Origin of the sequence: Klebsiella sp. D-Nf1 (assembly GCF_002810515.1) — a bacterium.
GTDB lineage: Bacteria > Pseudomonadota > Gammaproteobacteria > Enterobacterales > Enterobacteriaceae > Klebsiella > Klebsiella variicola.
In genome coordinates, this window is sequence record NZ_PIOK01000001.1 from 1,849,033 (window position 1) to 1,868,569 (window position 19,537).

Sequence of the window (19,537 nt, forward strand, 5' to 3'; positions counted from 1 at the left end):
CTCTGCCGCAACGCACTATGGCATTTCCGGCGGCGTAATGCCGAAATGATTCCAGGCGCGCACCGTCGCCATTCTTCCCCGCGGCGTACGCTGCAGAAAGCCCTGCTGAATTAAATAAGGCTCCAGCACATCTTCAATGGTTTCCCGCTCTTCGCCGATCGCGGCGGCAAGGTTATCCAGCCCCACCGGCCCACCAAAGAATTTATCTATCACCGCCAGCAGCAGTTTGCGGTCCATATAGTCGAACCCTTCCGCATCGACATTCAGCATATCCAGCGCCTGGGCGGCAATGTCGGCAGAGATGGTGCCGTCATGGCGCACTTCCGCGAAGTCGCGCACCCGACGTAGCAGACGGTTGGCAATACGCGGCGTGCCGCGTGAACGACGGGCCACTTCCAGCGCGCCTTCGTCGCTCATCTCCAGCCCCATATGGCGGGCGCTGCGGCTGACAATATGCTGTAGATCGGGTATCTGATAGAACTCCAGACGCTGCACGATGCCAAAGCGGTCGCGCAGCGGTGAGGTCAATGAACCGGCCCGGGTGGTGGCGCCGATCAGGGTAAACGGCGGCAGATCGATTTTGATGGAGCGCGCCGCCGGACCTTCGCCAATCATAATATCCAGTTGATAGTCTTCCATCGCCGGGTAGAGCACCTCTTCCACCACCGGCGAAAGGCGATGGATCTCATCGATAAACAGCACGTCGTGCGGTTCGAGGTTGGTCAGCATCGCGGCGAGATCGCCTGCTTTCTCCAGCACCGGGCCGGAGGTGGTGCGCAGATTCACCCCCATCTCATTGGCGACAATGTTCGCCAGAGTGGTTTTCCCCAACCCAGGCGGGCCAAAAATCAGCAGGTGATCGAGGGCGTCGCCGCGCAGTTTCGCCGCCTGGATAAAGATCTCCATCTGCGAGCGCACCTGCGGCTGGCCGACATACTCTGCCAGCAATTTTGGGCGGATGGCGCGGTCAACGGCCTCTTCTGCGCCGCTGCTGTCTGCCGATACCAGCCGGTCTGCTTCAATCATCCCTTACCTCACAACGCGGCGCGCAGCGCTTCGCGGATTAGCGTTTCACTGTTGGCGTCCGGACGCGCGATCTTGCTTACCATCCGGCTGGCCTCCTGCGGTTTATAGCCCAGCGCGACCAGCGCGGCAACCGCTTCCTGTTCGGCATCATCTGCCGTCGGGCCTGCCGGTGAAGTCAGCACCAGATCGGCCGCCGGAGTGAACAGGTCGCCGTGCAGCCCTTTGAAGCGGTCTTTCATCTCGACGATCAGGCGTTCTGCGGTTTTTTTGCCAATCCCCGGCAGCTTCACCAGCGAGGCGACTTCTTCCCGCTCAACGGCGTTGACGAACTGCTGCGCCGACATGCCGGAGAGGATCGCCAGCGCCAGCTTTGGCCCTACGCCGTTGGTTTTAATCAGCTCTTTAAACAGCGTACGTTCCTGTTTGTTGTTAAAACCATACAGCAGCTGGGCATCTTCACGCACCACAAAGTGGGTAAAGACTATCGCCTCCTGACCGGCCTCCGGCAGCTCATAGAAGCAGGTCATTGGCATATGCACTTCATAGCCGACGCCCGCCGTTTCCAGCAACACCAGCGGGGGTTGTTTTTCGAGAATGATGCCTCTGAGTCTGCCTATCACATGGGGCTCCTGCGTTATGGTCTAAGTATCTGGCGGTATCATAAAAAAAGGCTGGATAGATATCCAGCCTGATTTGCGATTATCGTAAGCGCCCTCGCGCCAGATTGAGCCGGGTCTCACTTATCTGAGCGGCATTCTGGCTAACATGGCAGTGGGTGATGGCAATCGCCAGCGCATCCGCCGCATCCGCCTGCGGATTGGCAGGCAGCTTGAGCAAGGTACGCACCATGTGCTGGACCTGGCTCTTTTCGGCACTGCCGATCCCGACAACGGTCTGCTTGACCTGGCGGGCGGCGTATTCAAACACCGGCAGCGACTGATTGGTCGCTGCAACAATCGCCACTCCCCGCGCCTGCCCGAGCTTTAACGCCGAATCGGCGTTCTTCGCCATAAAGACCTGCTCAATGGCGAAATAGTCGGGCTGGAACTGGGTGATGATCTCTGTCACCCCAGCGTAAATCAGCTTCAGCCGCGACGGCAGATCGTCCACTTTGGTGCGAATGCATCCGCTGCCAAGGTAGCTCAACTGCCGTCCGACCTGACGGATCACGCCATAACCGGTGACGCGCGACCCCGGGTCAATGCCGAGAATAATAGCCATCACGCGCCTCCGGTTAACCGTGGATGCGACTGCATCACAGGGTGGCTGCGACCTCGTCGGAGATCTCGCCGTTATGGTACACTTCCTGCACGTCGTCGCAGTCTTCGAGCATATCGATCAGACGCAGCAGCTTCGGCGCCGTCTCGGCATCCATATCCGCTTTGGTGGACGGGATCATCGAGACTTCGGCAGCGTCGGCTTTCAGGCCAGCGGCTTCCAGCGCGTCGCGCACGGCGCCCATCTCTTCCCACGCGGTGTAGACGTCGATGGCGCCGTCGTCATAGGTCACCACGTCTTCTGCGCCGGCTTCCAGCGCCGCTTCCATGATGGTGTCTTCATCGCCTTTCTCGAAGGAGATGACGCCTTTCTTACTGAACAGATAGGACACGGAGCCGTCGGTACCGAGGTTACCACCGGTTTTGGTGAAGGCGTGACGCACTTCCGCAACGGTACGGTTACGGTTGTCGGACAGACATTCCACCATTACCGCGGTACCGCCAGGGCCATAGCCTTCGTAAATGATGGTTTCCATGTTCGCGTCTTCATCACCGCCGACGCCGCGCGCGATGGCGCGGTTCAGGGTGTCGCGCGTCATGTTGTTAGACAACGCTTTATCAACAGCTGCACGCAGACGCGGGTTGGAAGCCGCGTCGCCGCCGCCCAGACGCGCCGCAGTCACCAGCTCGCGAATGATTTTCGTAAAGATTTTACCGCGTTTAGCATCCTGTGCCGCTTTGCGGTGTTTGGTGTTGGCCCATTTACTATGACCTGCCATAAAAAACTCTCCAAAAAGCGCGCCCTTTCAGGCGGCGTTAATTACAAATTCTTCAATCGCCTGCCGGTTGCTCCACGACTTGGTCAGCGCAGCGGCTTCCGCCGCGCTAACCCAGCGGTATGCCAGATGTTCGGTGAAGGTAATCTCCCGCTCATGAGGCAGCGCAAGACAGAACCAGAATTCTGTATTGCGCTCTACGCCCGGCGCATAGCGATGACGCAAATGAGAAAATATCTCGAACTCCACCGTGCGCTGACAGTCAATTAAGGTCAGTTGCTCGCAGGCAACATCAATGGCGACCTCTTCCTTTACTTCACGCGCGGCGGCCTGCAGCGCGGTCTCTCCTGCTTCCAGGCTGCCGGTCACCGACTGCCAGAACGCGGGATCGTCGCGCCGCTGTAACATCAGCACCCGTTTCGTATCTTCGGCGTAAATCACCACCAGCACCGAAACGGGCAGCTTAAATGACATATTACTTGTTCTCCAGAGACGCTTTTGTCTCTTTCTCCACAACCTGAATACCCAGTTCACCAAGCGAGGCCGGATTCGCGAAGCTTGGCGCTTCGGTCATCAAACAGGCCGCCGCGGTGGTTTTCGGGAAGGCGATAACGTCGCGGATGTTATCGGTACCGGTCAGCAGCATAGTCAGGCGGTCAAGACCGAACGCCAGGCCCGCATGCGGCGGCGTACCGTATTTCAGCGCATCCAGCAGGAAGCCGAATTTTTCACGCTGCTCTTGCTCGTTAATGCCCAGAATGCCAAATACGGTTTGCTGCATGTCGCCACGGTGGATACGCACAGAACCGCCGCCGACTTCATACCCATTAATGACCATATCGTAGGCGTTGGCTACGGCCTCTTCCGGCGCGGCTTTCAGCTCGTCCGCCGTCATATCTTTTGGCGAGGTGAACGGATGGTGCATCGCCGTCAGGCCGCCTTCGCCGTCGTCTTCGAACATCGGGAAGTCGATCACCCACAGCGGCGCCCATTTGCTTTCGTCAGTCAGGCTCAGGTCTTTACCGAGCTTCAGACGCAGCGCGCCCAGCGCGTCAGCCACCACTTTCTTGTTGTCGGCACCGAAGAAGATCATATCGCCGTCCTGCGCGCCGGTGCGCTCGAGGATGGCTTCCACGATCTCAGCGGTCAGGAATTTCGCCACCGGGCTGTTGATCCCGTCCATGCCTTTCGCACGCTCGGTCACTTTAATATAGGCCAGCCCCTTCGCGCCGTAGATCTTCACAAAGTTGCCGTATTCGTCAATCAGCTTGCGGGTCAGAGAAGCACCGCCCGGGACGCGCAGCGCCGCCACGCGCCCTTTCGGATCGTTGGCCGGGCCGGCAAAGACCGCGAACTCCACGGACTTCAGCAGGTCGGCGACGTCCACCAGCTCCATCGGGTTACGCAGATCTGGTTTATCGGAGCCGTAACGACGTTCGGCTTCGGCGAAGGTCATGATCGGGAAATCGCCCAGGTCGACGCCTTTAATTTCCAGCCACAGCTGACGCACCATCGCTTCCATGATCTCACGCACCTGCGGCGCGGTCATAAAGGAGGTTTCTACGTCGATCTGGGTAAATTCAGGCTGACGGTCGGCACGCAGGTCTTCATCGCGGAAGCATTTAACGATCTGATAATAGCGATCGAACCCGGACATCATCAGCAGCTGTTTGAACAGCTGCGGGGACTGCGGCAGTGCGTAGAATTTGCCTTTATGCACGCGGGAAGGCACGAGGTAATCGCGAGCGCCTTCCGGGGTGGCTTTAGTCAGCATCGGGGTTTCGATGTCGAGGAAGCCATGGTCATCCATAAAGCGGCGCACAAAGCTGGTGATTTTCGCGCGGGTTTTCAGACGCTGCGCCATTTCCGGACGACGCAGGTCGAGGTAGCGGTATTTCAGACGCGCTTCTTCGGTGTTGACGTGATTGGAGTCCAGCGGCAGCGATTCTGAGCGGTTAATGATCGTCAGATCGGAGGCCAGCACTTCGATGGCGCCGGTGGCCATGTCCGCGTTGATGTTTTTCTCTTCACGCGCGCGGACGGTGCCAGTGACCTGAATGCAGAACTCATTACGCAGTTCAGAGGCTAATTTCAACGCATCCGCACGATCCGGGTCGAAAAACACCTGAACGATGCCTTCGCGGTCGCGCATGTCGATAAAAATGAGGCTACCGAGATCGCGACGGCGGTTGACCCAACCACACAGAGTCACCTGCTGCCCAACGTGGGACTGTCGAAGCTGTCCGCAATATTCTGTACGCATGAGATATCCCTTAACTTAGCCGTCGGCGGATTGTCGTCTGCCCTGCAGGCGACGAGGTCGCAGCTTTAGCTGATGTCACAACTGAATGAAAAAAGGCGGCTATTATACTGGAAATTCTGTCGTTCGATAAGTCCGACGCACGATGTACGCTGCTTTGCTGCGCGCTTAACGTCTACACTCACATAAATTAACAATATTTGTTACCCTTTTGCAGAAGCCGCGCAGGTATTGTAGCCGCCTGACAACAGAACAAGATACGGGGATACCATGTTAGAACTCAATGCAAAAAAAACGGCGCTGGTGGTGATCGATCTGCAGGAAGGCATTCTGCCTTTCGCCGGCGGACCGCATCGGGCTGACGAGGTGGTGGCGCGTGCCGCTCGCCTGGCAGACCAGTGTCGACAACAGGGTTCACCGGTCATCATGGTCCGCGTCGGCTGGTCGGCCGATTTCGCTGAAGCGCTGAAACAGCCTGTCGACGCTCAGGCCGGGGCGCATACGCTGCCTGAAAACTGGTGGACCTACCCGGCCACGCTCGGTAAGCAGGAGAGCGATATCGAAGTGACCAAACGCCAGTGGGGCGCGTTCTATGGCACCGACCTTGAGCTTCAGCTGCGCCGCCGCGGTATCGACACCATTATTCTCTGCGGTATCTCCACCAATATCGGCGTCGAGTCCACCGCCCGCAACGCCTGGGAGCTGGGTTTTAATCTGATCATCGCCGAAGATGCCTGCAGCGCCGCCTCCGCCGAGCAGCATCAGGGCAGCATGACGCATATTTTCCCGCGCATCGGTCGGGTGCGCAGCACCGAGGAGATCCTCGCCGCGCTATGATTTATATTGGGCTTCCCCAGTGGTCGCACCCGAAATGGGTGCGCCTTGGCATCACCAGCCTTGAAGAGTACGCCCGCCACTTCAATTGCGTCGAGGGCAACACTACCCTGTATGCGCTGCCGAAGCCGGAGATAGTCACCCGCTGGTATGAACAGACCCACGATGACTTCCGCTTCTGCTTCAAATTCCCGGCCACCATCTCGCACCAGGCCGCCCTGCGTCATTGCGACGAGTTAAGCAGTGAATTTTTTGCCCGCCTGGCGCCGCTGGCCTCGCGCATCGGCCAGTACTGGCTGCAGCTGCCGGCGACCTTCGGTCCTCGCGATCTCCCCGCGTTATGGCAATTTCTCGACGGGCTGCCGAAGGATTTCACCTACGGCGTCGAGGTTCGTCACCCCGAATTCTTCGCCAAAGGCGAAGCGGAACAGCAGCTCAATCGCGGGCTGCACGAGCGCAACGTTAACCGCGTGATCCTCGACAGCCGCCCGGTCCACAGCGCCGCGGCCACCAGCCCGGCGATGATCGACGCGCAGAAAAAGAAACCCAAAGTGCCGGTACATGCGGTGATGACCGCCCGGCAGCCGATGGTGCGCTTTATCGGCGGTGACGACATGGCCCACAACCGGGAACTGTTTCGCGTCTGGCTGCAGACCCTGCCGAAGTGGCATCAGTCTGGCACCCCGTGGCTGTTCCTGCATACCCCAGACATTGCTTACGCGCCGACGCTGGTCGATACGCTGTGGAGCGATCTGCGCACCGCCCTGCCGGCGGCAGGAAATGCGCCGTCGATTCCGCAGCAATCCTCCCTTTTCTGATATCCTGCTATCATAATCGGAGCCATCTGCCAGAGTTAAAGGGAGTTTTCGTATGGTCAGCGCGCTGTATGCCGTTTTAGGTGCGTTATTGTTAGTGAAGTTTTCTTTCGACGTGGTGCGTTTACGCACCCAGTACCATGTGGGCTACGGTGACGGCGGCTTTAGCGAGCTGCAGGTTGCCATCCGCGTTCACGGTAATGCCGTCGAATATGTGCCGATTGGCCTCATTTTGCTGCTATTTATGGAGATGAATGGCGCCCAGACCTGGATGGTGCACGTTTGCGGCATTTTATTGATTGTCGGGCGACTGATGCACTCCTGGGGTTTTCATCACCGCGTCTACCACTGGCGCCGCTCCGGCATGAGCGCGACCTGGTGCGCGTTGCTGCTGATGGTGCTGGCCAATCTCTGGTATATGCCCTGGGAGTTGGTTTTCTCCCTCCGTTAGCGCACAATACGCCGTTTTCGTTTTTTCGGGTTTAACGTTATGTCTCACCGCGATACGCTTTTTTCCGCGCCGATTGCCAGCCTCGGCGACTGGACCTTTGATGAACGGGTTGCTGAAGTCTTCCCCGATATGATCCAGCGTTCTGTGCCCGGCTATTCCAATATCATCTCGATGATCGGCATGCTGGCCGAGCGCTTCGTTCAGCCCAACACCCAGGTTTACGATCTTGGCTGTTCGCTGGGCGCCGCCACCCTTTCCGTGCGCCGCAGTATTAGCCATCCAGGATGTCGCATTATCGCCATCGATAACTCCCCGGCGATGGTGGAACGCTGCCGCCGTCATATTGACGCCTATAAAGCCCCGACGCCGGTCGAGGTGATTGAAGGGGATATCCGTGCGGTGGCCATTGAAAACGCCTCGCTGGTTATCCTGAACTTTACCATTCAGTTCCTCGAGCCGGGCGATCGCCAGGCGATCCTGAATAAAGTCTATCAGGGTCTCAACCCCGGCGGCGCGCTGGTGCTCTCGGAGAAATTCAGCTTCGAAGATTCCCACGTTGGCGAACTGTTGTTCAATATGCATCATGACTTTAAACGCGCTAACGGCTACAGCGAGCTGGAGATCAGCCAGAAACGCAGCATGCTGGAAAACGTGATGCTGACGGACTCCGTGGAAACCCATAAAGCCCGCCTGCGTCAGGCTGGGTTTGAACATGCCGAACTGTGGTTCCAGTGCTTTAACTTTGGCTCGCTGGTGGCAGTAAAATCCGGGGAGCAGGCATGATCGACTTCAGTAATTTCTATCAGCTGATCGCCAAAAGCCCGCTGTCTCACTGGCTGGAAACCTTGCCAGCTCAGGTAGCCACCTGGCAGCGCGAGGCCCTGCACGGCAAGTTTCGCGAATGGGAGCGTGCCGTTGAGTTTCTCCCTGAATTAACGCCCTGGCGTCTGGACCTCCTGCACAGCGTCACCGCCGAGAGCGAAACGCCGCTTAGCGAAGGCCATCAGCTGCGGGTAGAAAATCTGCTAAAAAACCTGATGCCATGGCGCAAAGGGCCTTATTCGCTGTACGGCATTAACATTGATACCGAATGGCGCTCTGACTGGAAGTGGGAGCGTGTCCTGCCGCACCTGTCCGATCTCACCGGGCGGACTATCCTCGATGTGGGCTGCGGCAGCGGCTATCACATGTGGCGAATGATCGGCGCTGGCGCACATCTGGCGGTCGGCATCGATCCCACCCAGCTGTTCCTGTGCCAGTTTGAGGCGGTCCGTAAGCTGCTCGGCAACGATCAGCGGGCGCATCTGCTGCCGCTGGGTATCGAACAGCTGCCGGCGCTGGAAGCTTTTGACACCGTGTTCTCGATGGGCGTGCTTTACCATCGCCGCTCGCCGCTGGACCACCTGTGGCAGTTGAAAGATCAGCTGGCGCCCGGAGGCGAGCTGGTGCTGGAGACGCTGGTGGTCGAAGGGGATGAAAATACGGTGCTGGTTCCGGGCGAACGCTATGCGCAGATGCGCAACGTCTATTTTATCCCCTCGGCGGCGGCCCTGAAAATGTGGCTGGAGAAGTGCGGGTTTATCGATGTGCGCATCGTCGATGCCTGCGTCACCTCGACTGAGGAGCAGCGGCGCACCGAATGGATGACCAGTGAATCACTGGCCGATTTCCTCGACCCGCAGGATCAGCGCAAAACCGTGGAAGGCTATCCGGCTCCGCTGCGCGCGGTGATTATCGCCACCAAACCGGAAACGCAGCAGTCGCTGGCGAAAAAAGCGAGATAAAAAAAGGCCCCTGTTTAATGGGCAGGGGCCTGGTACGGGCAATCATCATATTGGGCGACATGATGTGCAGCAAAAAACCGTTTAACTTCTCCAGGCGGAGATAATCCTTTTCATCTCCGCCACCGCTTCGCCATTAACGGCGTAGCGCCTGTATTCGTCCGCATCAGGATCGGCTGACATCGAAACGCCTGGATGACGAAAGCGCATTTCCGATGGCAACCACTGGCCTGCAGAGCTATGAACCTCTTTCACCCCCGCCTGCAGAAACAGCGGCAGGTTCGCGGCGCGGACTCCCGCACCGGCCATAATGATTGGAGTATCCCCTGCGGCAATAAGTTCCGTAATTAATGAAATACCTTTCTCCGCTGAGGGTTGCTGACCGGAAGTCAGGATACGTTTAATCCCCAGCTCACCCAATGTATTCCAGGCCTGACGCGGGTCGGCGCACAGATCGAACGCGCGATGAAAGGTCACCGCCAGCGGTCCTGCCGCCGCCATTATTTTTTTCATCCGCGGAATATCCACATGGCCATCAGCATCCAGCACACCGGTCACCAGACCAGGGAACCCCAGCTCACGTACCATCTGAACATCGGCAAGCATCGAGGCGAACTCCGCCTCGGTGTAGCAGAAATCGCCACCGCGGGGGCGAATAATCGGATGCACCGGAATGGTCATCGCCTTGCGGACCGAGACCAGCACCCCATAAGAGGGCGTTAATCCCCCTTCCTGCGGCGCGGCGCAGAGCTCGATGCGATCGGCACCGCAGCGCTCAGCCTCCCGGGCGCACGCCGCGCTATAGCAACAGACTTCCAGTACCGCCATTTCCCTCTCCCTGATCCAGACCATCCTTCGAGCATGTCACGATTTCGCGCCACAGACGCCGCGCCGCTTCACACTGTTATGTATCAGCTTGCTCGCTGGCGACGATTTGTTCAATAGACCACGGATGAAATTTCACCGTCACGCTACCGTCGGTCACCGCCAGAGTGGGGTTCGGCAGACGCTCATGCTGCCCTTTCGGCGAACTGGTTTTGACGACGATCCCCGACTGGCTGAGTCCGTCATCGGCCAACAGCGCCAGAGCACGGGCATTTAAGGTTGCCGGATCGCCAGGCAGGACAATTTCAATATGCTCCCAGCCTTCATGGGGATAACGCTTTTCACCCGGCCACGGCAGCTCAATGATATGGAAGCGCCAGTGCGCCACGCAGACCGGCTCCGCCAGCTTGAACAGGCAAATGGGCCGGCCGTTGATCATATTCTCCGACAGCAGGGTTCCGCACTGTTCCAGACCGCGGCGCCAGCGTTCCGCCGTGGTATTCTGATGACAGCGCAGGGAGATATGGTCGGCGTCGAGCCCGGCTATCTCCAGCCCCAGTCGCGCAGTGAAGCGCTGAAGCGCATCGGAAAATCGCGGGAGATCCGCCGTAATATCGGCCAGTTGTTCAATTTGCTGCCAGTTTGCCATGGGTTTGCTCGTCAATAATGCTCGTCAGTAATGAAAAGGTAATTTACCGTGTTTCGGCCTGCGGACCAACCGCCGCCCTGCTGACGGGCAACCGAACGGCGATGGATTGCGCACGCCGCCGCGCCGCGCGCAATGCTGACGGACGGGGACAAATGCAGTATACTCCCGCCCTAATTTGTCCACATTATGGCGCCGCCTCCCTCGGGGGCAGGCGCATTACACGTAAGGTATTCCGGTGAATATTCAGGCTCTTCTCTCAGAAAAAGTCAGCCAGGCCCTGATCGCGGCAGGCGCGCCTGCCGATTGCGAACCTCAGGTCCGCCAGTCAGCAAAAGTTCAGTTCGGTGACTATCAGGCCAACGGCGTGATGGCTGTCGCCAAAAAACTGGGCATGGCGCCGCGACAACTTGCAGAGCAGGTACTGTCTCATCTTGACCTCAACGGCATTGCCAGCAAGGTTGAAATCGCCGGGCCGGGCTTTATCAATATTTTCCTCGATCCCGCGTTTCTGGCGGACAACGTCAACCGCGCACTGCAGTCTGAGCGCCTGGGCGTCACGAAACCGCAGGCGCAGACCATCGTCGTCGACTACTCGGCCCCCAACGTGGCGAAAGAGATGCACGTCGGCCATCTGCGTTCGACCATCATTGGTGATGCTTCAGTCCGTACCCTGGAGTTCCTGGGTCATAAGGTGATCCGCGCCAACCACGTCGGCGACTGGGGCACCCAGTTCGGTATGCTGATCGCGTATCTGGAAAAACAGCAGCAGGAAAACGCCGGTGAGATGGCCCTGGCCGACCTCGAAGGTTTCTATCGCGAAGCGAAAAAGCACTACGACGAAGACGAAGCCTTCGCCGAGCGCGCACGTAGCTACGTGGTTAAACTGCAGGGCGGCGATCAGTACTTCCTGCAGATGTGGCGTAAGCTGGTGGACATCACCATGTCGCAAAACCAAATCACCTACGATCGCCTGAATGTGACGCTGACCCGCGATGACGTGATGGGTGAGAGCCTGTATAACCCGATGCTGCCGGGGATCGTCGCCGATCTGAAAGCCAAAGGGCTGGCCGTCGAGAGCGAAGGCGCCACCGTGGTGTTCCTTGATGAGTACAAAAACAAGGAAGGCGAACCGATGGGCGTCATCATCCAGAAAAAGGATGGCGGCTACCTCTATACCACCACCGATATCGCCTGCGCGAAGTATCGCTATGAAACGCTGCACGCCGACCGCGTGCTCTATTACATCGACTCTCGTCAGCACCAGCACCTGATGCAGGCGTGGACCATCGTGCGTAAAGCAGGCTACGTGCCGGACTCTGTGCCGCTGGAGCACCATATGTTCGGTATGATGCTGGGTAAAGACGGCAAGCCGTTTAAAACCCGCGCCGGCGGCACCGTGAAGCTGGCCGATCTGCTGGACGAAGCGCTGGAGCGCGCCCGTCGCCTGGTCGCGGAGAAGAACCCGGACATGTCGGCTGACGAGCTGGAAAATCTGGCAAAAGTGGTGGGTATCGGCGCGGTGAAATATGCCGATCTGTCGAAAAACCGCACCACCGATTACGTTTTTGACTGGGATAATATGCTGGCGTTCGAAGGCAACACCGCACCGTATATGCAGTATGCCTATACCCGCGTGCTCTCCGTCTTCCGTAAAGCCGGCATCGACGAAAACGCGATGAACGATGCACCAGTGGTCATCGCCGAAGATCGCGAAGCCCAGTTGGCCGCGCGCCTGCTGCAGTTTGAAGAGACCCTCTCCGTGGTCGCTCGCGAAGGGACGCCGCACGTGATGTGCGCCTACCTGTACGATCTGGCGGGGCTGTTCTCCGGCTTCTACGAGCACTGCCCGATCCTCAGCGCGGAAAGCGAAGAGATCCGCAACAGCCGCCTGAAGCTGGCGCTGCTGACAGCGAAAACCCTCAAGCTGGGTCTCGATACTCTGGGTATCGAAACCGTAGAGCGTATGTAACCAGTAACCCGGCGAAAGCCGGGTTAGTTTTATTCGGCGCCCCGCCAGTGGGGCGCTCTGCTCAGAAATATTTACGCAGATACTCCGTCAGACAAAGGATCGCCATCGCCTGGCCATAGGGCATCGAGGTAAGCGGGATCTGGCGATAAAAATCAAGGTCTGACCCCATTCCAGTGCCAAACGAGGTCTGCAGCAACTCCCCCTGCGGCGAAATATTCTGCACAATCCCGCGAATCGCTTTTTCAGCCACCCCGGCATAGTGCTGCCCGACGTAACGCTTGCGCACCGCTTTAAGAATGCCGTAGGCAAAGCCGGCGGTCGCGGAGGCCTCAAGATAAGAGTGCGGATCGTCCAGCAGGGTATGCCACAGGCCGCTGTCGTCCTGGCATTTTGCTAAGGCGGCAATCTGTGCGTCGAGTACCGTCATCAGATAACGCCGTACCGCGTTCCCCTCGGGGAGATCCACCAGCTCCAGAAAATCCGGGATCACCATGGTGAGCCAGCTGTTGCCCCGCGCCCAGCGCGCCCGGGCAAAGTTGTGCCGCCCCTCATAGCTCCAGCCGTGAAACCACAGCCCGGTCTCCCGGTCCATCAGGTTCTGCACATGGAGCAGGAACTGATAGGTCGCCTCCTCCACATACTGCGGGCGATTAAGCAGCTTGCCAATTTTGGCTAACGGCAACACGGTCATCATCAGCGTGTCATCCCACATTTGCTGATGGTTCTCCTCCGCCAGGGTCATGTGCTGCATGCCGCCCTGCTCGGTGCGCGGCATCTCATGCATCGCCCATTCCGCCCAGCTTTCGAGCCACGGCAGATACGCCATCCGGCCGGTCTCTTCAAAGCGGTATGCCAGGGTCAGGAACGGGGCCATCGTATTGACGTTTTTGGTCGTTGCCCCCTCGGCGAAGCGGTCGGCAAACCAGCGGTCGATGATATCGCGCATCTCGATATCGCCGGTTTGCTGATAATACTGATAGATGCCGTACAGCCCAACGCCGTGGGTCCACTCCCAGCCGGCCCAGCCTTTGGTATCGATCACGCGCCCGTCATCGAGGCGCAGTAAAAATTGCCCGCTCTCATCCTTAATGTTCACCAGGTTTTGCGTCACGTTGCGGATCAGCGCCTGCAGTTCGCTGCGGGCGATAAAACGCTCAGGCTGACACAGTAATGGGCTATGTTTGACTGGCCAAACTTTCATGTTGTTAACCTCGGGTGTATGTCGAATTCAAAGCGCTGCCCTGGTTGAGCGCCGGGGCAGCAGGTTTATGACGATTCAGATAGCCAATATTGTTATTGCCCCACAGGCAGTCGTAAGGCATCCCCGCCAGCATCTCGACCACCGCGCGGTGTTCCGCACGGGTCTGTTCCGGCTGGGCACAGCCGAGATCGCGCATTCTGAGGGTTTCACTGCGCAGGATGCTGTGGGTGTGCAGGTTGAGCTTGAAGCGTAGCGAGACGAGGAAGCCGCAGGCTAACACCACCAGGGTGCCGACGCTGAGGATCAGTAAAATGGTATGACTCACCCCTGGCGGTTGTATTTTTTGCCCGGAAACAAACCCCGACAGTTGCATGATGATGCCCACCAGCATCACCGCCCCCGCCTGCGAGGCTTTGCGGGTCAGCGTCATGATGCCGGCAAAAATCCCTTCGCGGCGCTGGCCGGTGATCGCCTCGTCGACGTCGGCAATATAGGTATAGGTATTCCACGGCACGTAATTAATCCCGCCGCGTCCCAGTCCGGCGACAGCAGAGATGAGCAGCAATAAGGAATAGACGTCGCTCAGTCCGGCGTAATAGAGCAGCGCATACGAGAGCGAGCTCAGGCCAAACAGGACCACCACCATGCGGTACGACGGCGCGGGGCCAAAGCGAATGCACAGCGGGATCATGGCGATCACCGCGATAAACTGGAAGATGGCCATCGTCCCCAGCAGATTCGAGGCGACAGAGGCTTCCTGCATCAGGACAAAGACCACGTAATAGGTAAACACGGCATTGAAGACGTCCTGGGCGATATAGCCCCCCAGATACATGCCGAGGTGCTGGCGAAAAATTTTTATCCGCAGCGTGGAGCTTAGCTCAATCACCAGGCGATTGAGGCTCTGGGCGAGGGTTAAGTTTTGTTTTTCCGCTTCCGCCCGCAGCGCCGCCTCTGACCACGCCTCACGCGGCCGTTCCCACGTGAAGCACCAGACGAAGGTCAGCATCACCGCGCACAGGACCGAGAACACCAGACTGGCATAAAAGAATGAGCTGGCATTGTCTTTACCGAGCCAGGTGAGGAGGATCCCCGGCAGAAAGGAGGCTAAAATCGCCGACATTTGCGCCATCGAGATGCGCGCGCCGGAAAATTTGGTTTTCTGTTTAAAATCATCGGTCATCTCCGGCACCAGCGTTTCGTAGGGCACCAGAATCATGGTGTAAACCATATCAAACAGCAGATAGGTGACGAGGTAGTACCAGAAGCCCATCTCGCCGACCCACATCGCTGAATAGCTGAATACGCACGGGATACCGAGCAGAATAAAGAATTTTCTGCGGCCGAAGCGCTTGCCGAGCCAGGTGGTGCCGAAGTTATCGGTGAGAAAGCCCATCAGCGGGCTCACCACCGCATCCAGCACGCGGGCAGAAGCAAAAATGAGCGTGGCCTCTATTGGGGAGAGTCCGCAGAAGGTGGTGTAAAAGTAGAGCAGCCATGCGGCGGTTAGCGCCGTCGTGCCGGCGCCGAGAAAATCGCCCGCGCCGTAGGCCAGGTAGTTAGCCAGTCCAATTTTTCGTGTTTTCATCGCCGTGATCCTGTGTCTTTTTTAAAAGAACGCCGACAATCGTTCCGGATTTGCCACCGGAAGGGAGTGGGTACCTGGCTACACTAAAAGCAGTGAAAAGACGTTACCTTTGTGTTTTTGCCACGGAACAACCGCCGGTGGCAAAATGACAAAGAGACGATGTCTCCACTTCACTCATTTATAAAACAGCATTTCTTTTAAATAAAAAGACAGGTTCATTTATGTGATCTTGTGGGGAAAACACGGACTGGCGAAGAGCGTCGCAAATCACGTGAGCAGCCCTTGCGCCGCTGGGGAAACAGGAGTAAAGAATGGAAGAAAGGGTTATTCCGCGTATCTCAAGGAGGCCTGATGCCTTATTCACATCTGCTGGTTGCCGTCGCGCCAACGCCGGAGAGTCAGATATTAATTAAAAAAGCGGTGTCGATTGCCCGCCCCGTTAACGCGAAAGTGAGCTTTATCACCTTCGCCACGGACCCGGAGATGTATAACCAGTTCGCCGCACCGATGATGGAAAATCTGCGTGAGCTGATGCAGGAAGAAACGCGGGAGTTTCTCAATGAGCTGGCACGTCAGGCGGACTACCCGATAGAAAAAATGACCATCGCCTGCGGCGAACTGGGTCACCATGTCAAAGACTTTTGCCAGTCGCACAAGGTCGATCTGGTGATCTGCGGCAATCACAACCACTCGCTTTTCTCGCGCGCCACCTGCTCGGCGAAAAATATCGTCGGCAGTAGCGGCGTCGATGTCCTGCTGGTTTCCCTTGAAAAGGGCTAACGCCGGTTAGCCCTTTTCCTGAACTAGGCCAGTTTAGGGAAGGTGGCTATCTTCCCCCGCAGGCGGCTCTCCTCGCTGCGCGGCGAAATATGCTGCAGATCGTCGACAAAGCGCGCCTGCCAGTTATGAATATCATTCTCTCTGATCACGTCCAGCATCGCTGAATGACGGGCGATACGTTCCGCCAGCGGCATGCTGAGAGCGCGATCCAGCGCGGTGGCCACCTCATCGCGATCGTAAGGGTTGACGATCAGCGCGCTGGTCAGCTCCTGCGCCGCCCCGGCAAACTGCGACAGGACCAGCACACCGGGGTTATCCGGATCCTGCGCCGCGACATACTCTTTCGCCACCAGGTTCATGCCATCACGCAGCGGCGTCACCAGCCCGACGTCAGAGTAGCGGAAGACCTTCATCAGCAGCTTACGGTCAAAATGCTGGTTCAGGTAGTAGAGCGGGGTCCAGCCAAGCTGGCCAAACTGGCCATTGATGCGTCCGGATGCCGTTTCCAGCTGGTGGCGGATATCCTGATAGGCCTGCACATCGCCACGGGAAGTGGGCGCAATCTGGGTATAACGGATCTTGCCATGATGCTGAGGGTACTTCTCAAGCAGCGTCTCATAGGCAAGGAATCGCTCCGGCAACCCTTTCGAGTAGTCAAGGCGTTCCACGGAGAAGATATTCTTCACATTTTTCAGCTCATTCTTCAGCTGGGCCAGCTTCGGTGGCAGCGGGCCTTTGGCGTTGCGGGTAATCTCGTCCGGATCGATCCCAATCGGATAAACCTCGGTACTGAACGCCTTACCCCATGCCTGATAGCGTTTGTCCCCGATCTCGGAGAGCCGGGTCTGCATGGCAATGCTGTCAAGAAAGGCGGTTCTGTCGCTTTCGGTCTGGAAGCCCAGCAGATCGTAATCGCACAGTTGCTCCAGCAGCTCGGCATGCGGCGGTAGCGCGTTAAAAATCTCCGGCGTCGGGAACGGAATATGCAAAAAGAAGCCGATCCGGTTGTTCACTCCGCGCTTACGCAGTTCACTGGCGAAAGGCAGCAGATGGTAATCATGGATCCACAGCGTATCGTCAGGCTCGATCAGCGGCAGAAGCTTGTCGGCCAACATCGCGTTGACCCGCTGATACCCTTCCCAGGCTTCGCGCTGGAAGCTGACCAGGTCAAGACGATAGTGGAAGGTCGGCCACAGCACGGCATTGGAAAACTGGTTGTAATATTCATCATGGTCCCGTTCATTCAGGTTGAACGACGCCCAGGAGATATTTCCGCGGGAGACCTGCTGCAGCGGCTGCTGGTCATCACCAATTTCGCCGCTCCAGCCAAACCACAGCCCCCCCGCCGCTTTCAGTGCCCCCAGGATGCCGACGGCCAGGCCGCCAGCACTCGATTTTTTATCGTCCGGTAAGGCGATACGGTTAGAGACTACGACTAAACGACTCATGGTCATCCCTCCTTTCGATTTGCGCGTCATACGCCAGATGTTGCACCCACGTCCTTACAGCGGCGGCATCCGCCAACCGCCAGTGCGCCTGAGTTTCCCCGGCGCCGACTTTTACCGACATCCCCTGCAGTTGATTAACCACGCTGAATCCCGCCTCGTCGGTCAAATCATCGCCGACAAAAACTGGTTCGCGACCGGCAAACGGCGCCTCCTGCATGAAGGCGCTGATCGCCTCCCCTTTGTTCACTCCGCGGGGTTTAATCTCCACCACGCACTTGCCCAGCTGCAGTGCCAGCAGCGGGTAGCGCTGAACGATGCGCTGAGCCAGCTCCAGCACCGCGCTCTGCTGCTGCGGAGCCTGACGGTAGTGCAGCGCGAAGGCCATCTCTTTACTCTCCAGCTCGCAGCCGGGAAGCGCCTGCAGCGCCGAGGTCAGTTCAGCCGCGATTTCATCGCGCAGCGCCGACGGCAGAGAAACGATATAGGTTTTACCATTGATATCACGGCGTTCTGCCCCGTGAACACCGGCCAGCGGTAGCCGCCAGGGATGGGTTAGCGCGTCAAGTTCAGCCATTGAGCGCCCTGAAATCAATGCCACCGCCCCACCCTGCTGCTGGGCCAGCGCGTTGAGCGCCTGCAGCGTGTTGTCGGGTATCACCACCTGATCGGGGTGCGGTTGGATATCGGCAAGAGTACCGTCGAGGTCAAAGAAAAAAGCGTAGTTTCCGGTTAGCGCAGGCGGTACAGATATCTGGTTATCCACCCTGTTTCCTCCTTATCATGGCCAGCCGAAGCTGATTGTTAATTATATGTTAGCCATGTAAGTATAGACAGTGTGACCAACCTCGCCATTTTTGATAGTTACCGCCAGCGAAACGGGCGCTGGCGGTAATTACTCTGTAGACTTAAAAGTTCGGCCTAAAATCAGGCCGCACGTTTGGCCTTTTGCTTGTAGCGGTCAAAGATCACCGCCGCCAGCAAGATGACCCCGCGCACGACGTATTGTGAGAATGGCGAGATGTTCAGCAGATTCATCGCGTTCTCCACGGTCCCGAGGATCAGGATCCCGGCGACTACGTAGGAGATCTTGCCGATCCCGCCCTTCAGCGATACCCCGCCCAGCACGCAGGCTGAAATAACAATCAGCTCATAGCCAATCGAGGTCATCGGCTGGCCGCTGGTCATCCGCGACGCCAGAATGATCCCCGCGGCGGCCGATACCAGACCGGAGAGAACAAAGATAATAATCTTGGTGCGCACCACCGGGACCCCGGCCAGGCGCGCCGCCTCTTCATTGCCGCCAATAGCCAGCGTATTACGACCAAAGGTGGTTTTGTTTAGTAATAATCCGAAAACCACCAGGCAGGCGACCGTCAGCCAGATTGGCGCCGGCAGACCAAACCAGTTGGCATAGCCGAGGGTGAAGAAACGCTCATCTTCGATCCCCACCGCTTTACCGTCGGAGATAATGTAGGCCAGACCCCGGACGATTTGCATCGTCGCGAGGGTGGTGATCAGGGCGTTAATCTTCAGGCGCGCAATGACAAAGCCGTTGACCAGGCCACTGACCGCGCCCAGCAGCAGGCCGGCGGCAATCCCCAGCCACAGGCTTTCGCTGAGATTAATCACCACCGCGGTGGTCACCCCGGCGCAGGCGATAACCGACGCCACCGACAGGTCAAAATCGCCGGAGGCCAGGCAGAAGAGCATGCCGCAGGCCACCATCCCGGACATCGAGATCGCCAGCCCCAGTCCCTTCATATTGACGAATGAAGCAAAGTTGGGCACAAAAATAACGCAGCCGATAAACAGCACAGCAAACACCACCAGCATGCCAAACTGATCCCAAATGCGGGCAAAGCTAAAGGCAGAGCGGGTAGCGCCGGACGTAGTCACTGATGACATCATTTACTCCTT

20 protein-coding genes are annotated in these 19,537 nt (G+C 57.9%); 7 read left to right on the top strand and 13 right to left on the bottom strand.

Annotated elements, in window-relative coordinates; translation table 11 throughout:
- Nucleotides 1–15: 15 nt before the first annotated feature.
- The 6 genes from ruvB to aspS form a co-directional block, all read right to left on the bottom strand.
- Nucleotides 16–1,026 carry a Holliday junction branch migration DNA helicase RuvB gene (ruvB, locus tag CWM54_RS09075; protein ID WP_061154095.1) on the bottom strand — a complete coding sequence of 337 codons (1,011 nt, stop codon included), beginning with the start codon at nt 1,024–1,026 and terminating at the stop codon, nt 16–18.
- A gap of 8 nt (nt 1,027–1,034) precedes the next feature.
- Nucleotides 1,035–1,646, bottom strand: a complete 612-nt coding sequence (gene ruvA / locus CWM54_RS09080; RefSeq protein WP_002911454.1) for a Holliday junction branch migration protein RuvA — start codon at nt 1,644–1,646, stop codon at nt 1,035–1,037.
- 79 nt (nt 1,647–1,725) lie between these two features.
- Nucleotides 1,726–2,247 carry a crossover junction endodeoxyribonuclease RuvC gene (gene ruvC, locus CWM54_RS09085; protein WP_061154094.1) on the bottom strand — a complete coding sequence of 174 codons (522 nt, stop codon included), beginning with the start codon at nt 2,245–2,247 and terminating at the stop codon, nt 1,726–1,728.
- A gap of 34 nt (nt 2,248–2,281) precedes the next feature.
- Entirely contained in the window at nt 2,282–3,022 is a 741-nt protein-coding gene (locus tag CWM54_RS09090; RefSeq protein WP_061154093.1) for a YebC/PmpR family DNA-binding transcriptional regulator, read from the bottom strand.
- A 27-nt stretch (nt 3,023–3,049) separates the two neighbouring features.
- The gene (gene nudB, locus CWM54_RS09095) at nt 3,050–3,493 is read right to left on the bottom strand and encodes a dihydroneopterin triphosphate diphosphatase (RefSeq protein ID WP_061154092.1); all 444 of its coding nucleotides are present in this window, start codon (nt 3,491–3,493) and stop codon (nt 3,050–3,052) included.
- A gap of 1 nt (nt 3,494) precedes the next feature.
- Nucleotides 3,495–5,282 carry an aspartate--tRNA ligase gene (aspS, locus tag CWM54_RS09100; RefSeq protein WP_061154091.1) on the bottom strand — a complete coding sequence of 596 codons (1,788 nt, stop codon included), beginning with the start codon at nt 5,280–5,282 and terminating at the stop codon, nt 3,495–3,497.
- Nucleotides 5,283–5,549: 267 nt separating this feature from the next.
- On the opposite strand from aspS, the gene CWM54_RS09105 reads away from it, so the two are divergent.
- The 5 genes from CWM54_RS09105 to cmoB are packed head-to-tail and all read left to right on the top strand — an operon-like array spanning nt 5,550 to nt 9,163.
- Nucleotides 5,550–6,116, top strand: a complete 567-nt coding sequence (locus CWM54_RS09105; protein ID WP_100696791.1) for a hydrolase — start codon at nt 5,550–5,552, stop codon at nt 6,114–6,116.
- Nucleotides 6,113–6,931, top strand: coding sequence for a DUF72 domain-containing protein (locus tag CWM54_RS09110; RefSeq protein WP_061154089.1), 819 nt, complete (start codon nt 6,113–6,115; stop codon nt 6,929–6,931). The genes CWM54_RS09105 and CWM54_RS09110 overlap by 4 nt, the downstream gene beginning before the upstream one ends.
- Nucleotides 6,932–6,983: 52 nt before the next feature.
- On the top strand, nt 6,984–7,379 hold the full coding sequence (locus CWM54_RS09115) for an MAPEG family protein (protein ID WP_008804243.1): 396 nt from the start codon (nt 6,984–6,986) through the stop codon (nt 7,377–7,379).
- Between the two features lie 39 nt (nt 7,380–7,418).
- The gene (gene cmoA / locus CWM54_RS09120; RefSeq protein WP_061154088.1) at nt 7,419–8,162 is read left to right on the top strand and encodes a carboxy-S-adenosyl-L-methionine synthase CmoA; all 744 of its coding nucleotides are present in this window, start codon (nt 7,419–7,421) and stop codon (nt 8,160–8,162) included.
- Nucleotides 8,159–9,163 (top strand): tRNA 5-methoxyuridine(34)/uridine 5-oxyacetic acid(34) synthase CmoB, encoded by a 1,005-nt coding sequence (cmoB, locus tag CWM54_RS09125; protein WP_061154087.1) that lies wholly within the window; start codon nt 8,159–8,161, stop codon nt 9,161–9,163. The genes cmoA and cmoB overlap by 4 nt, the downstream gene beginning before the upstream one ends.
- An 81-nt stretch (nt 9,164–9,244) precedes the next feature.
- Here cmoB and cutC read toward each other — a convergent pair whose 3' ends face one another.
- Together cutC and CWM54_RS09135 are read right to left on the bottom strand one after the other, a co-directional pair.
- Nucleotides 9,245–9,988 (bottom strand): copper homeostasis protein CutC, encoded by a 744-nt coding sequence (gene cutC / locus CWM54_RS09130; protein ID WP_061154086.1) that lies wholly within the window; start codon nt 9,986–9,988, stop codon nt 9,245–9,247.
- A gap of 76 nt (nt 9,989–10,064) precedes the next feature.
- Nucleotides 10,065–10,634 carry a VOC family protein gene (locus tag CWM54_RS09135; RefSeq protein WP_100696793.1) on the bottom strand — a complete coding sequence of 190 codons (570 nt, stop codon included), beginning with the start codon at nt 10,632–10,634 and terminating at the stop codon, nt 10,065–10,067.
- A gap of 235 nt (nt 10,635–10,869) precedes the next feature.
- Here CWM54_RS09135 and argS point away from each other — a divergent pair, with 235 nt between their 5' ends.
- Nucleotides 10,870–12,603: an arginine--tRNA ligase gene (gene argS / locus CWM54_RS09140; protein ID WP_100696795.1), complete on the top strand. Its 1,734-nt coding sequence runs from the start codon at nt 10,870–10,872 to the stop codon at nt 12,601–12,603.
- Between the two features lie 61 nt (nt 12,604–12,664).
- Here the strand turns inward: argS and CWM54_RS09145 are convergent, their stop codons facing one another.
- Both CWM54_RS09145 and CWM54_RS09150 read right to left on the bottom strand, forming a co-directional pair.
- Nucleotides 12,665–13,804, bottom strand: coding sequence for a glycoside hydrolase family 105 protein (locus tag CWM54_RS09145; protein WP_100696797.1), 1,140 nt, complete (start codon nt 13,802–13,804; stop codon nt 12,665–12,667).
- 4 nt (nt 13,805–13,808) lie between these two features.
- On the bottom strand, nt 13,809–15,392 hold the full coding sequence (locus CWM54_RS09150) for an MFS transporter (RefSeq protein ID WP_100681226.1): 1,584 nt from the start codon (nt 15,390–15,392) through the stop codon (nt 13,809–13,811).
- A gap of 351 nt (nt 15,393–15,743) precedes the next feature.
- On the opposite strand from CWM54_RS09150, the gene uspC reads away from it, so the two are divergent.
- On the top strand, nt 15,744–16,172 hold the full coding sequence (gene uspC / locus CWM54_RS09155) for a universal stress protein UspC (RefSeq protein ID WP_008804235.1): 429 nt from the start codon (nt 15,744–15,746) through the stop codon (nt 16,170–16,172).
- A gap of 23 nt (nt 16,173–16,195) precedes the next feature.
- On the opposite strand, the gene otsA is transcribed toward uspC, so the two are convergent.
- The 3 genes from otsA to araH form a co-directional block, all read right to left on the bottom strand.
- A complete protein-coding gene (otsA, locus tag CWM54_RS09160) occupies nt 16,196–17,620 on the bottom strand; it encodes an alpha,alpha-trehalose-phosphate synthase (protein WP_100696799.1) in 1,425 nt (474 codons plus the stop codon).
- Nucleotides 17,595–18,383, bottom strand: a complete 789-nt coding sequence (gene otsB, locus CWM54_RS09165) for a trehalose-phosphatase (protein ID WP_061154081.1) — start codon at nt 18,381–18,383, stop codon at nt 17,595–17,597. The genes otsA and otsB overlap by 26 nt, the downstream gene beginning before the upstream one ends.
- 161 nt (nt 18,384–18,544) lie before the next feature.
- On the bottom strand, nt 18,545–19,525 hold the full coding sequence (gene araH / locus CWM54_RS09170; protein ID WP_004203438.1) for an L-arabinose ABC transporter permease AraH: 981 nt from the start codon (nt 19,523–19,525) through the stop codon (nt 18,545–18,547).
- Nucleotides 19,526–19,537 lie beyond the last annotated feature (12 nt).